Here is a 13,468-nt window from a genome sequence, read left to right on the forward strand (position 1 = left end):
ATCGGCCGCCAACCGTCCGCGCATTGGCATGAACCTGCTCAGTATCCCACCTTCTCTGAACCTAGGAGCTGTCCATGTCTCGTGTGAGTCCCACCCACCGTGCGGTGCCTCGTAAGCCGGACGATACGTATCTGCGGGAGCTCGGCTACGAGCCCGTGCTGACCCGGCGCATGGGGGCGTTCGGGAACTTCGCGATCTCCTTCTCCGTCATCAGTGTCCTGTCCGGATGTATGACGCTGTACGGATTCGGCCTGAATACCGGCGGTCCCGCCGTGATGCTGTGGGGCTGGGTGCTCGTCGGTGCCATGGTGATGTTCATCGGTGCCTCGCTGGCCGAGGTGACCTCCGCCTATCCCACCTCTGGAGCCCTGTACTACCAGGCGGAGCAACTCGGCGGCCGCAAGTGGGGCTGGTACACGGGCTGGCTGAATCTGCTCGGGTTGCTCGGCGCGATCGCTGGCATCGACTACGGGGCCGCCCTGTTCACCGGCGCCTTACTGAACCTGCAGTGGGGCTTCGAGCCGACGCCGGGCAAGATCATGATGATCTACGTGTGCATCCTGGCCCTGCACGCCACCTTGAACCTGTTCGGCGTCCGGCTGGTCAGCATTCTCAACAACATCAGCGTCTGGTGGCACCTGGGTGGCGTCATAGCGATCGTCGGCGCACTGGTGATGGCGCCCTCCCAGCACCAGTCTGTCGAATTCATGTTCGGCGAGTTCGTCAACAACACCGGCTGGTCCAGCCCCCTGTATGTGGCGGTGCTCGGTTTGCTGCTGGCCCAGTACACGTTCTGCGGCTACGACGCCTCCGCGCACCTGTCGGAGGAGACCACGGACGCTCAGGTGTCCGCACCCCGCGGGATCATCCATTCGATCGGATGGTCGTGGCTGGCCGGATTCGTTCTGCTGGCCGGGCTCACGTTCGCCATCCAGGACTACGCGGGCACCGTGGGGACAGCCACGGGCGTCCCGCCGGCACAGATCTTCCTGGACGCCCTGGGCCTGGCCGGGGCGAAGGCACTGCTCCTGGTCGTGATCATCGCCCAGTTGTGCTGTGGCAATGCCGAGACCGCTGCCGCCTCTCGGATGGTGTTCGCGTTCTCCCGCGACGGGGCGCTTCCGGGCTCGCACCTGTGGCGGCAGGTCGACCGCCGCACCGGTACCCCGCGCAAAGCCGTGCTGCTGTCCGTCGTGTGCGCTGCCCTGCTCGCTCTGCCGAGCTTGTACAGCCCGGTCGCGTACGCGGCGATCACCAGCATCAACGTGGTCGGCATCACGCCGGCGTACGCCCTCCCGATCTACCTGCGCATCAGGAACCGGGACCGGTTCCAGCCCGGTCCGTGGAACCTCGGCCGCTGGGGCGTGACGGTCGGCACGATCGCGGTCATCTGGGTGGTGTTCGTGACGGTGCTGTTCTGCCTGCCGCAGAGCCGCCCCGGCGGCGGCGCCCTGGTGTCCGTCGAGACCTTCAACTACGCGCCGGTCGCTTTGCTCGTCGTCCTTGCGCTGGCTTGGGGATGGTGGCGCAAGCAGGGCAGCTCGTACGAAGTCCCGGCGCAGAACTTCGACCGCTCCGCGAGCACGTACGAAGACGAGGTCGTGTGATGACGGGGGCCGCGACGAGCAACGGCGCTCTGGCGCGCCTCAGCGCGGCAGCCGCTCCTGCTTTGGACGGGCGCTCGGAGAAGGCCTTCTCGCTGACTGACCTGCGGAACCTCGTCAAGGCGGGCGCGATCGACACCGTGCTGCTGGCCGTGCCCGATCTGCAGGGCAGGCTGAAGGGGAAGCGGTACGACGCGAACCACTTCCTCAGGCGCGTCGCACATCAAGGCGCTGAGGTATGCGCCTACATCCTGGCCACCGATCCCGAGATGAGCCCGGCGGACGGCTTCTCTCTGACCTCGTGGGAGACCGGTTACCAGGACTTGTCCGTGCAACCGGCTCTGGCGACGCTGCGCGTCGTGCCGTGGCTGCCGCGCACCGTCGTCGTGCTCGGCGACGCCGTGCGCGATGACGGAACACCCATCGAGATCGCGCCTCGCCAGATCCTCCACCAGCAGATGACCCGGCTGTCCCGGCACGGTCTGCACTCCAGGGCAGGGATCGAAACCGAGTTCGTTCTTTACAAGGGCACGTACGCAGACGCGGACCGGGCCGGCTATCAGGGCCTGCGGCCGTTGACGACGGGGAACCTGGACTACGCCCTCGACCACGACCCCGTGTCCGACCGGTTCTTCCGCCGTCTTCAGCGGGCGCTGGCAGGCGCCGGGATGCCCGTCGAAGCCATCAAGACCGAGGCCGGCCCCGGACAGGTCGAGGTGACCTTCCCGTACGGCGGCGCACTCACCGCTTGCGACCGGCACCTGCTCTTCAAGCACGCGGTGCGCACCCTGGGCTCGCGCGCCGGTCTGGCACCCACGTTCATGGCGTCCCCGGAAACCGGCCGAGCCAATGGCCTGCACCTGCATGTGTCGCTGTGGTCGAAGGCCATCAGCCAACTCAACGAGCCCGGCAGCGAACACGAACTGTCCCGGACCGGTCAGCATGCCATTGCGGGTCTGCTCGACGGCTTGCCCGAGCTGGCCCTGCTCTACGCGCCCAGCGTCAACTCCTACAAGCGGTTCACGCCCGGCTCGTTCGCACCGACCACCTTCACCTGGGGCCACGACAACCGCACCTGCGCGGTCCGCGTCGTCGGCCGCGGCGAAGGCCTGCACCTGGAGATCCGGGTGCCAGGTGCGGATGCCAACCCGTACCTGGCCCTGTCCGCGGTCCTGGCGGCCATCGACCACGGTCTCGAGCGGAGGCTCGCTCTTGGTCCCGAAGAGACCGGTAACGCCTATCGCGCAGGCGGTCCCCCCGTTCCGTCCACTCTCGGCCAGGCTCTGACCGCCTTCCAGAACAGCGCCCTGGCGCAGGAAGCCTTCGGCGCCGAGGCGGTTGAGCACTATGCCCGGCTCGCCCGACTGGAACTCGACCACGACCAGCGCCTGGTCACCGATGCCGAGCGGCAGCGGTGGCTGGCCCGGGCCTGACACCCCCTCTCCCCAGAAAGGATCTACACCCGTGAGTGCCCGACTGGCTCGCCCTCCCGCGACGCTGCTTGATCTCACACCGGCACAGCTTCGGATCGCCAACAAGATCGCGCAGGGCCGGAGCACCGAAACGATCGCCTCCGACCTCACGATCACCGCCGGGACCATCAACGTGCAGATGAAGCACTGCGGTCAGAAGCTCGGCGTGCGCGGTCGTGCGGCCGTCGTCCATGCCTGCTTCGTCACCTGGCAGATACAGCGCCCTGAGAAGGCCGCCTTCCCGGAGGATTTCTCGGACGAGGAGATCAAGACATGGCGGATGGTCGCCGCCGGTGCGACGTCGAAGGACTACGCGGAGAACGCCGGTATCAGCCGCAACGAAGCTCTGCGGCGGTTCAGGGCCCTGCGAGAGCGCGTAAAGGCGGACAACGGCCCGCATCTCGTGTCGCTCGGCTGGAGGTAAGGCGTGCTCGACGAGTCCCTCGTCGAGATGGTCTCAGGCACAGTCCTTCCCGTACTGGCGCGCAGATGACCAGGTCAGACCGCAATGTCAGTGGCTCTTGCCAAGCTACCCACCTGCATGCGAACACTGAGTGCATCCGCATAATCACGCCCTGTGGTGCAGCGGGATGCTCGACAGACGGAAGGGCGCACCGACGTGACCGATATGCCCGGCGCATTCCATCAGTTGGTGGAATCGGCAACCAACGCGTACACGTTGGTTGCCGAACACCCTCGGCCTGGAGGTGTCCGGCTGTCCAGGTGGGGGACCAACGGCCCAGGAAGCAAGCGGTGGTTCGTCAAGCAGCACGCCGGCCCGACCGCGCTCGACGGCATCCCGGCCGGGCACCGCGTGTCGGCGGAGGGCTGGAGCCGATGACCCACATCCCGAAACCCGCTGCCACAACCGTGCCGACCGGCGAAGCGGAGGTGTCGGACGAGGAGCTGAAGTTCGTCATCCCCGGCGACCGCCGCATTGAGGCGGCCAGCGCGATCACAACCCGCTCGATGGCCCGACGTCTGCCCCAACTGATCCGCCGATCCCTGGCACTGGGCTGGCAGATCGACCGCGTCGCGGTCATCGCTTGTACGGCACTGGCTGCGTGAGGCGACGGCAGATGTCGTACCCCTGACGCCCCTGCCGTTCACTACCACCTGCTTCGTACGGAGTGGGCCTCAAGTCGAGCACATCCCATCCCGGAATTCCCCGCCACCTCATGACGAGGTCAGGACGGGAAGTGAGACCAGTCCGCGCACAAGACGGGTGCGCCGCCAGTCCAGTTGATCAGGCAATACGGCAAGCCGGATCCCAGGGAAGCGGGACAGGATCGCGCGCAGGGCGATGTCGGCTTCGGCTCTGGCGAGGGGAGCGCCGACGCAGCGATGGATGCCGTGGCCGAAGCTGAGGTGGCCGGCGGCTTCCCGGTCCAGGTTGAGCTGGTCCGGCGAGGGGAATCGCTCCGGGTCTCGGTTGGCGGCTCCAAGAGCGACAATTACCGGGACACCGGCGGGGATCTCGGTGCCGCCGAGCGTGACGGCTTCCGTGGTGAATCGGAAAGTGGCCGTGCTGACGGGCGAGTCGAAGCGAAGCAACTCGTCCAGCGAGGCAGGGATGTCCTCCGGATTGATGCGTAGGCGCTCCAGCTCGGCTGGGTGCTGGAGGAGCGCCAGGGCGGCGTTGCCGAGGAAGTTGGTCGTGGTCTCATGTCCGGCGACGAGCAGCAGCACGGCCAGGGAGACCAACTCCTCCTCGCTGAGGTGGTCGTTGCCATCGCGCGCTGAAATGAGGCGGTCGAGGAGAGAATCACCGGGTCGCAGGCGCTTGGCGGCGATCAGGCCGGTCATGTAGTCGGCCACGGCGTGCGAGGCCGCGTCGATGAGGTCGGGCTTCCCGGCGGCGAACAACTCGGCAGACCAACGCTGGACCTCGGGCCGGTCGACCTCCGGGACCCCCAGGAGTTCGCAGATCACGATGACCGGTAGGGGCACCGCCAGGCCGGCGACGAGGTCGACCTGCTCGCCGACGGGCCACTCGTCCAGCAGCGCGTCGGTCACCTGGGCGATGAACGGCTGCAGCTCGGCGACAGCGCCCGTCGTGAAGGCATTGGTCACCAGCTTGCGCAGGCGGGTGTGGTGGGGTGGATCGCTGGCCAGCATGTTGTGCGCGACCGCAGGGTGCAGACGGCGCCTCGACCCCTTGTCGGCGAAGAAGGCGGCCGTGTTCTTCGAGAGCCGCGGGTCGCTGAGGGCTTGTCGGGCCTCCGCGTATCCGGTGACCAGGTAGCTGCCGTGGCCGCTTGAGCCGGTGGGAACGGCCTGCACGGGGCACGCGGAGCGCATGGCCGCGTAGGTGGGATAAGGGTCGCGCAGGAAGCGAGGGTCTTGGGGCGGGTTGTCCATGCTGTCAGGCTCCAACTGGTTCCGGGTGGCCGTCGTTGGCGACACGCGTTGGGACACGGTGGACGTAGGCATCGGTGACCTGCAGAAGCCACTGCGTGTCCGCGCGGAGGTCCTTCCGCGAAGCGGCGTCCACCGTCGACGGCGCAGCGACTTCGTCGACGAGGTGGCCGATCTGTAGCGCGGCCAGCGCTGCCTTGACGACAGCGGCCTCGATGATCGCGGCACCCTCATCCGTTCCGGCGTCGACAGTTCGCTGGGCGGCCTCCTGGACGAGCTGGGAGCGGTAGGGCCGAAGGGCAAGGATGCCGTCGCTGATCTCGATGACACGCCGTTGAAGGCGGAAGTCGGAGTCGCTCGCCGCCTCCTCATCGAGGCCCCCTGATGGCAGAACGATTTCTGGCATTGCGGCCGAGAGGTCCTGCCAGAGCGGGCCGAGCGCGTTGAAGGAGCGCACCTCCCAGTGGTGGAGGCGGGTCTGACTGATCGGATACACCACGGCGGGCATTGTGAGGCCGAGGCAGATCAGCAGCACGGCGAGCGCTGGGGAGGTCAGGCTGAAGACGCAGGGCGAGGTGACCAGCGAGGAGCACTGCGCGTGGTCGGGTATGAGGTGAAGGCCCAAGCCCAGAGAGAAGAGGACCGTGAGCTTGTACGCGGCGTAGACCAGGGCGAACGCGCAGCCCGCCCCTGCCATCCGGAGACCGATCCGAACGCTGCTTCTGCGGGTCGACTTCGACTGCCGCACGGCCTGCCGCAGAAAGTCGACGATGGCGAAGCCCAGGTAGGAGATGAAGAGGAGCAGGTAGAGCGCGTACACCTGCGGGGAACGGTGCGTCATCTGCTCGTACACGAACAACACCGTCATGCCGAAGAGCGAGGCGGCGAGGAGGACGAGGCGCAGGCGGATGCGGCGCCGCGCCTCCGCAGGTTGCAGATTGACCTGGAAAGAGACAGCGAGGACCGAGGTGGCAGCCGACAGAGAGGCGGAGTTGCTCAGGAGCCGGGCCACGTGCGGCACGACTGCCTCAACCGCGTTCTCGAACAGCGGCGCGTAGGAGGCGAAGGCCAGGGCGAACGAGGCGAGGAGAGCACCCATGGCCCACGTTCCGGCGGGGCGAGGTGTGCCCCGACCGAGGACCCAGTAGCCAGCAGCTGCTGTGAGCAGGCAGGCCATGCCGAGAAAGAGGGCATTCATCGTGAGAGGAATCGACCTTTCTTGATGGGCTGGGCGAAGAGTGCATCCCAGCTATCCGATCCTTTTTCGGGTTGACGGGAAGGGGATTCGCGTTCGCGGTAGATACGCTGGCGAATGATGGTCGCCATCAACTCCGCTTCGCGTTCGTCGGCCGTCGAGTAGCTCGTGCGCCCCGACATGCGCATCACCAGCGTGGGATTCAGTCCGAGGGAATGTGCCGTTTCGTCGTCGACCTCTAGGCTCCCTGGATGGTCGCAGTACACGTGGCACAGCTCATGCGTGAGAATGTGCCGCTGGTGATGCACGGAAGTCCCCTCCTCGTAATAGAGAAGATCGGCTTCCGGCAGCTCTAGACGTATACCGCACGGTGCGTCGATCGAGCCGAGCGTGCTCAGAGGTTTCAGGACTATTGGCTTCCCGCGAAGCGCGGCTACCGCCTCGCGCAATTCGCGCGTGCTGAAGCGATGCGGCAGGCGCAACCGGTCGATCTTCTCTTCACACGATTCACGCAGTCGACTCTCGTCGATTTCTGGCCAGGGCATGGCAATCTCCCCTCAGCCTGGGCTGAGCAACAACTTGCTCGTGAGCGATGTCAGGAGGATGCCAAGAGCAGGGGGGAAGTCACGCTTCGTGGAAGTGGCAGTTCCGATTACGGATGGTGACGTTCTCGGGGTGTGGGGTCGGAGGGTTTGGCTCGCGTACCTTCTCGATCCTGGGCTCGCGCTCGCTACTTCCCGGTGATCTCAAGACGTTGCAGTTGTCGCCACATTTGCTTGAATAGACGACTATCCGTTACGTCCGACTACGCTGAATGACAATTTCATGATCATTTGGTAGTCGATTGGGGCGTGTTGTGGGCCATGTCACGTGATCCAGTGATCTAATCTGACGTCATGGAATCCCGGGGCGGGCAGGGTGACAGCGACGATCCCGAAGGTGAATCGCTGTCTGAGCTGCTGCGTTCGTGGCGCGGCCGGTCGAATCCTCGTGCGTTCCCGGGCCTGGCGGTGCCAGGCCGGCGGAGTGTCGGCCTGGCACAGCGTGAGGTGGCTAGCCTGACGGGCGTGAGTGAGCGCTGGTACAGCTCCTTGGAGCGGGGCAACGAAGCCAACTACTCGGCAGACTTCCTCGACCGCTTGTCATCCGTCCTGCAACTGAGCCGCGCTGAACGTCGCGCCCTGTACTTGAGGGCCATCGGGCGACCGCCGGCCCTTGCGGCCGTACCGGAGGCGGGTTCTGTCGCCGAAATGGACGAGGTGCTCCAGCAGTTCCTCGATAATCAGTCGCCTAATCCGGCCTACGTATCGGACCTGGCGTGGAATGTGATCGGACACAACGAGCCATTGCGAGAATGGTTCCCCTGGGCTGCCCAGCAGGCCAATCTCGTACGATGGGCATTTCTCAACCAGGAAGCCCGCGAGCAGCTTGTCAACTGGCGGGAAGACTGGGCCCGGCCCTACTTGGGGCAGATTCGCTACGCGAGAGCCCATTATCCGGAAAGTGAAGCCCTGCTGCGTCTGGAGCGCGACATCCTCGCGGGATCGCCGGACGCGCAGGAAATGTGGGGTCGCCGCGAGGTCTACGAACACCCTGATGGCGATCTGCGCAAGCTCAAGCTGCTGTACCATCGAGGCCAGGAAGTTCCTGTCCGTATCATCGCCTTGCGGCCCATGCGCAGTGACCGGATTCGCGTGATCGTGCTGATGGAAGCCGCCGGAGATATTGCGAGCGGCTAATCAGTCTATGTGTGTCGGGTTGGCCCCGTGCCGCGGTTCATGTCGAGGCGGGGATCATTCGTCGTCGAGCAGTCCGGAGTCGTCCGAGTCATCAGGGATTCCCTCTAGTCGCCGGGCTTGGTCGATCACGGTGTTCAGCATGTGCAGGCTCGACGTGCTGAGTCCGTTGGCGCGTAGGGCGACCCTGCGCACCTCCTGGTCGCGCATCGCTGCGACCAACTGGATCTCCGCGCGCTGTCTCTCGGCCTCCTCTTCGTCGAAGAAGTAGCCCGGGTTCACTCCGAAGAAGCCGGCCAGCGCCCGGATGGTCTGCATCTTCGGGTTGCTGTTGGTCCCTGTGCGGAGCTGCTGGATGGCGCTTGCCGAGATGGCCACGCCGGAGGTGTCCCGAATGCCCTGCGACACCTCCGCGTACGTGTACGGGCCTCGGCCCTTCGGGTGTACCTCCTTGAAGAGGTAGTCGAGCAGCTCCGCGACGGTGCGCTCGTTCTTCTCGGTCATCTCCAGCCCTTCGTCATGGCCGCGATCCTATCCACTCCAGTGGTGATCACGCCTCCTATCGCTCCAGGCGTCAACATCGCAGTTGACGCGATGGCGCAACTGCGGTGTACGTTGATCTCCAATCTCATCCAGTGCAGTGTTCCACGCCTGGTGAGAGTGGGTCCGAAGCGGCTGGACTTGTGCCGGGGGTCGCCATACGGTTCTGGTCCCCGCACAAGCGAATCACCGGCGGCCAGGAAGGGAGGGGCGATGCACGCACTGGGGCCATGACGCCCACGGGGTCGAACGAGACCGGCGCCCGGGAGCTACCAACTCCCAAGCGCCGGGCGGGCACCCCGAAGGACGCCGATTCACATCTCGCGGGCAGCGGGGCTTTTGCACGAGAACCGCCGCACCGCACTCCTACGAACAAGGGAGTATCCCATGCTCGCCATGCCGAGCGGAACCCTGGCATGCCCGGACACGGCACGCCAGCATCGACTCGCGGCCCAGCTCACCGGCATGATCTCCGGGGCGGCCACCATCCGCGTCAGCCTCACCGACCCGAAGCACGCCTGGCCTCACCCGCACGCCATCGCAAAGGATGCGGCCGGGGAGGCGATCGAGCTGAACCGGACGACCGCCAGGGTTGTGGCCCGGTGGGTCCTGCGGGTCTGGCCGGACGCGGACTGGAGTCGGCCCCACATCTTCGACCTTGCCGCCGCATCCCTTACCCGCAGCGACCTCGTCGCTGCCGGCCGAGGTCGCTGACGTGGCGCGGATTCGAACAATCAAGCCGGAGGCATTCTTCTCCGAGTCGCTCGCCGAAGTGAGCGTCGAGGCCGAGCGGACCTTCTTCGGCCTCCTCACCCAGGCCGACGACCACGGCCGTCACCGCGACAACGCCGCGATCATCGCGGGGCTGCTCTGGCCCCTGCGGGCCGAGCACACCTCGGTCCATGTCGAGGACGACCTCCAGCAGCTCGCCAACGCGGGCCTGATCTGCCGGTACACCGGCTGTGACGGCCGCCGCTACCTCCACGTCGTGACCTGGTCCGAGCATCAGAAGATCGACAAGCCCAGCCAGTCCCGACTGCCCTCCTGCTCGCAGCACCAGGCGGCGGGCCGGTGCGGGCCCTGTAAGGGGACCTGCACCAAGCGCACCGAGGCGTCGCCCACCCCTACCCGAGGGCTTGCCGAGGCTTCGCCGGACACTTCCCGAGCCCTCGATCTGCCTGCGCAGCCCGCTCCGACACTGCCCGCCCGCCGAAGCGAGGGCCCGACCGCACAACAGGACGCCCTCGGCGGCCTCGCCGGCACCCCTGACCGCCCCGGCGTGAAAACAGCAGGTCAGGCGGCATTCTTCGAGGGCTCCCCGAAGCCTCCCCGAAACCTCGGAGACGGCTCGGCGCCTGGATCTAGGATCTTGGATCCTGGATCTTCATTCCCTACGGGGCGCACAGCGCCCGCCGCCACCGTCTCGGCCAACGACCTGATCGGCGAGTACGTCGCCGCCTGCGACGAGCGACCGCCCAGCGACGTGATCGGGCACCTCGGCCGCATCGCCAAGAAGCTCCTCGGTGAGGGCATCGCCCCGGAGCAAGTCAGCGCCGGGCTGAAGCGTTTCGCGGAGATCCAGGGCCACCCCAGCGGCTTGCCGAGCCTCGTCAACGACGCCATGAACGCACGATCGGCTGGTTTGGCGCGGCCGGGAATGCGGCCTACCGTGCCCGCTCACACCGCGTGGACCAACCCGGTCGACGCTGCCGCCGCCTACGCCGAGGAGCTGTGATGCGCACCCACACCCGCGACCCGCAGACCCTCGGCGGCGCGGGCACCCTGGACCGGATGGCCCGGATCCTGGCCGCCCGCAACATCGACCCGGCAGCCGTCGCCGCCCTGGTCGATGAGCCCGAGCGCTTCTCACCGCTGGACGCCCTGTTGGCCGCGATGCCCCCGCGCTACCAGGGCGCGGTCGCCGACCACCCGCAGGTCCTGGACTGGGCCCGGGACGTCGCCCGTCAGGCCGTCGCCCCGAGCATCGGAGCCCGGCGGCAGGTCACCACCGGCCCAAGCCTGCTGATGGCCGGGGTGGTCGGCGCGGGCAAGACCCACCAGGCGTACGGCGCGGTCCGACAGCTGGTGCAGACCGGCGTCGGCGTGCGCTGGCGCGCGACCACCGCCGCCGACCTGTACGCGGACCTCCGCCTCAGGCCAGGCGTCGACAGCGAGCGGGAGCTGGCGGCCGTCAGCCGGTGCCCCCTGCTGATCATCGACGACCTCGGCGCGGCCAAGGCCTCCGAGTGGGTCGAGGAAGTGACCTACCGGCTGATCAACTGCCGGTACAACCACATGCTCCCGACGCTGATCACCACCAACCTGGCGATCAAGGACCTCCGGGCCTACCTCGGCGACCGCGTCACCTCCCGGCTCGCGCAGATGACTACACGGGTCGAGTTCGAGCCGGTCGACCGCAGACGCCACCGCCCCGCCGCTTGACCCACCGCAGGCCGCCACGCCGGGCCGCGCCCCCACAGCGCGCCGCCCCATGCACCTCCCGACCCAGCGCACCCCTCCGCCGACGCCCCTGCGTGCGGAGAGCGATCGGAGCACCTCGCATGACCACCACGACGATCAGCCCTGCCCACCACCGGTCGCTCGGCGACCACACCTGGCAGGACCAGGCCGTCTGCCAGCGCACCTGCCTGGACGCCGCCCTGGAAGGCGGCGACACCCACGGCATCCGGGGCGGGATGACCGAGGAGGAGCGCGAGCAGCTGCACGAGAAGGTCGCCAACCGTCTCGACTACAGCCGCGTCAACGCCACCGTCGCCGGGCGCGACGTCCACCTCACCAAGGCCGAGCGACGCGCGGTCGTCCGCGCCGCCTACCGCCACGGCATCACCGAGCAGCGCCTGGCCTGGCTCCTGAAGGTCAGCGACGAGCACGCCCAGAAGCTGTACCGCGAGACCCGCCGCGCCATCCGCAACCGAGACCTGGAGCAGACCACGAAGACCACCCCGCCCCCCGAGCCCGACGGGGAGCGCCTGCGCCGCGACGACTTCGGGACGGCGGCGTGAGCATCGCGAGCGCGCCAAGCACTGCGCGTGTCACCGGATGGGACCGCGCGGTCGTCATCGCCCTCGGCGGTGCGGGCTGCGCCCTGTCGTACGACGCTCTACAGCAGATGGCCGTCGCCATCCACGTCCGGGGCCTGCTGACCTACCTCTTCCCCCTGGTGATCGACGGGTTCATCGCCTACGGCATCCGCGCCCTGCTGGTCCTGCGCGACGCACCGCTGCGCGCCCGGCTTTACGTCTGGACGCTCTTCGGCACGGCCACCGCCGCCAGTATCTGGGCCAACGCGCTGCACGCGGTCAGGCTCAACCAGGAGACCGCCTCGGACACGGGGCTGCGGCTCGGAGACACGGTGGTCGCCGTGCTGTCCACCATCGCCCCGCTCGCCCTGGCCGGAGCGGTCCACCTGTACATCCTCATCGCCCGGGGGCCGGTCAAGGACAGTGACCGAAGTGACCGCGACAACCTCGGTCAGGCCAGCTACCCCGGTCAGCCCGAGCGCATCGCGGTCACTCGGACTGACCGGGCCGGTCAGCAGCAGCCGCAGCCCGGTCAGGTCAGCGCCGGACAGCCGGGCACCGCCCTGACAGACCGGCCCCGCCTGTCCCTGGACAAGCAGACCCCGGACACCCGGACACTGACCGGGGACAACGCCCCGGCGGACAGCACCAGCCCGGACACCGGCCACCATGACCGGGGGCTCAAGGCCGCTGACCTGGGCGGACAGCCGGAGACCGCCCCGGCGGTCAGTGACCGACCGGCCGGCACCGAGCCGGTCACCGATCGCCCGGACAACCTCCCGCCGGTCACTGACCGGCCGGTCACTCCGCCACCGGTCACTGACCGGGACACCCGGACAACCGGTGACCGGCGACCTGACCCGGACACCGAGGAACTGCTGGAGATCGCCCGGTCAGCGGTCAGGGCCGAGGACAAACTGACCCGCAAGGTGGTCGCCCAGGCGATCCGCGGTCAGCAGATCCCGCTGTCCAGCGACACGCTGACCGCCCTGATGGTCCAGCTCCGCCAGCAGCACGGACAGTCGGTCACCACCTCCCGGAACTGATCACACACCACATGGGGCGGGTGACCAGCCGGACACCTGGCAGGTCACCCGCCCCTGGACACGCGCCCCACGACCTCCTGAAGCGAACCGGAGAGCACTGCCATGCGTACGAACCCCGCCACACCGTCCGAGGTGGACTCCTGGCTGACCGTCCTGCACCAGCGCGGCCACCTCCACCGCGCCGAATCCGGTCCCGACAACACCTGGACTGTGCGACGACGGCGACACAGTCGCCCCTGGACCCTGCACCACCCGGTCCTGGCCATGGACTGGATCGAGGAAGTCGTCCGCGACATCCACCAGCAGGATGCGGAGACGAGTCGGTGACCGCCAACGACCCGGCGGCCACCACGTCCGGACCGCAGCGTGACCCCAACACGGCTCCTGGCGGAGCAAGTTGTCGCATACGACGGTCCTACGGCCCGTCGTATGCACTTGCCCCCGCCCAGGAGGGCAGGGGAGGTCAGGCTGGTCCC

At 67.6% G+C, this 13,468-nt stretch carries 15 protein-coding genes; 11 read left to right on the forward strand and 4 right to left on the reverse strand.

Features of this window, described 5'->3' with window-relative positions:
- Positions 1-74 precede the first annotated feature (74 nt).
- The 4 genes from ACFWN1_RS16530 to ACFWN1_RS16545 all read left to right on the forward strand — a co-directional run bounded on the left by ACFWN1_RS16530 (position 75) and on the right by ACFWN1_RS16545 (position 4,144).
- Complete coding sequence (locus ACFWN1_RS16530; RefSeq protein WP_384362384.1) at positions 75-1,607, forward strand: amino acid permease; 1,533 nt, start codon at positions 75-77, stop codon at positions 1,605-1,607.
- A complete protein-coding gene (locus tag ACFWN1_RS16535) occupies positions 1,607-3,037 on the forward strand; it encodes a glutamine synthetase family protein (RefSeq protein WP_384362386.1) in 1,431 nt (476 codons plus the stop codon). Before ACFWN1_RS16530 ends, ACFWN1_RS16535 begins: the two co-directional genes overlap by 1 nt.
- A 31-nt stretch (positions 3,038-3,068) precedes the next feature.
- Positions 3,069-3,500 (forward strand): LuxR C-terminal-related transcriptional regulator, encoded by a 432-nt coding sequence (locus ACFWN1_RS16540; RefSeq protein ID WP_384362388.1) that lies wholly within the window; start codon positions 3,069-3,071, stop codon positions 3,498-3,500.
- Between the two features lie 413 nt (positions 3,501-3,913).
- A complete protein-coding gene (locus ACFWN1_RS16545; protein ID WP_384362390.1) occupies positions 3,914-4,144 on the forward strand; it encodes a hypothetical protein in 231 nt (76 codons plus the stop codon).
- 108 nt (positions 4,145-4,252) lie between these two features.
- On the opposite strand, the gene ACFWN1_RS16550 is transcribed toward ACFWN1_RS16545, so the two are convergent.
- Genes ACFWN1_RS16550 through ACFWN1_RS16560 form a run of 3 tightly spaced genes read right to left on the reverse strand, consistent with a single transcriptional unit; the run spans position 4,253 to position 7,174 of the window.
- Entirely contained in the window at positions 4,253-5,437 is a 1,185-nt protein-coding gene (locus tag ACFWN1_RS16550; protein ID WP_384362392.1) for a cytochrome P450, read from the reverse strand.
- A 4-nt stretch (positions 5,438-5,441) separates the two neighbouring features.
- Entirely contained in the window at positions 5,442-6,632 is a 1,191-nt protein-coding gene (locus ACFWN1_RS16555) for an MAB_1171c family putative transporter (protein WP_384362394.1), read from the reverse strand.
- Positions 6,629-7,174 carry a regulator component gene (locus ACFWN1_RS16560; RefSeq protein ID WP_384362396.1) on the reverse strand — a complete coding sequence of 182 codons (546 nt, stop codon included), beginning with the start codon at positions 7,172-7,174 and terminating at the stop codon, positions 6,629-6,631. Before ACFWN1_RS16560 ends, ACFWN1_RS16555 begins: the two co-directional genes overlap by 4 nt.
- Positions 7,175-7,525: 351 nt before the next feature.
- Between ACFWN1_RS16560 and ACFWN1_RS16565 the strand changes: the two genes are divergently transcribed.
- Positions 7,526-8,368 carry a helix-turn-helix domain-containing protein gene (locus ACFWN1_RS16565; protein ID WP_384362398.1) on the forward strand — a complete coding sequence of 281 codons (843 nt, stop codon included), beginning with the start codon at positions 7,526-7,528 and terminating at the stop codon, positions 8,366-8,368.
- 54 nt (positions 8,369-8,422) lie between these two features.
- On the opposite strand, the gene ACFWN1_RS16570 is transcribed toward ACFWN1_RS16565, so the two are convergent.
- Positions 8,423-8,869, reverse strand: coding sequence for a Secondary metabolite protein (locus tag ACFWN1_RS16570; protein ID WP_384362400.1), 447 nt, complete (start codon positions 8,867-8,869; stop codon positions 8,423-8,425).
- A gap of 423 nt (positions 8,870-9,292) precedes the next feature.
- Here ACFWN1_RS16570 and ACFWN1_RS16575 point away from each other — a divergent pair, with 423 nt between their 5' ends.
- The 6 genes from ACFWN1_RS16575 (at position 9,293) to ACFWN1_RS16600 (ending at position 13,319) form a co-directional block, all read left to right on the forward strand.
- Complete coding sequence (locus ACFWN1_RS16575) at positions 9,293-9,619, forward strand: transcriptional regulator (RefSeq protein WP_359316062.1); 327 nt, start codon at positions 9,293-9,295, stop codon at positions 9,617-9,619.
- A gap of 1 nt (position 9,620) precedes the next feature.
- On the forward strand, positions 9,621-10,640 hold the full coding sequence (locus ACFWN1_RS16580; protein ID WP_384362402.1) for a hypothetical protein: 1,020 nt from the start codon (positions 9,621-9,623) through the stop codon (positions 10,638-10,640).
- Positions 10,640-11,347, forward strand: a complete 708-nt coding sequence (locus tag ACFWN1_RS16585; RefSeq protein WP_384362404.1) for an ATP-binding protein — start codon at positions 10,640-10,642, stop codon at positions 11,345-11,347. The genes ACFWN1_RS16580 and ACFWN1_RS16585 overlap by 1 nt, the downstream gene beginning before the upstream one ends.
- A 119-nt stretch (positions 11,348-11,466) precedes the next feature.
- Positions 11,467-11,928, forward strand: coding sequence for a WhiB family transcriptional regulator (locus ACFWN1_RS16590; protein WP_384362406.1), 462 nt, complete (start codon positions 11,467-11,469; stop codon positions 11,926-11,928).
- Positions 11,925-12,992, forward strand: coding sequence for a DUF2637 domain-containing protein (locus tag ACFWN1_RS16595; protein WP_384362408.1), 1,068 nt, complete (start codon positions 11,925-11,927; stop codon positions 12,990-12,992). The genes ACFWN1_RS16590 and ACFWN1_RS16595 overlap by 4 nt, the downstream gene beginning before the upstream one ends.
- 102 nt (positions 12,993-13,094) lie before the next feature.
- Positions 13,095-13,319 carry a hypothetical protein gene (locus tag ACFWN1_RS16600; protein ID WP_359316048.1) on the forward strand — a complete coding sequence of 75 codons (225 nt, stop codon included), beginning with the start codon at positions 13,095-13,097 and terminating at the stop codon, positions 13,317-13,319.
- The last annotated feature ends 149 nt before the right edge of the window (positions 13,320-13,468 follow it).

This window comes from Streptomyces sp. NPDC058459, assembly GCF_042721685.1.
Lineage (GTDB): Bacteria > Actinomycetota > Actinomycetes > Streptomycetales > Streptomycetaceae > Streptomyces.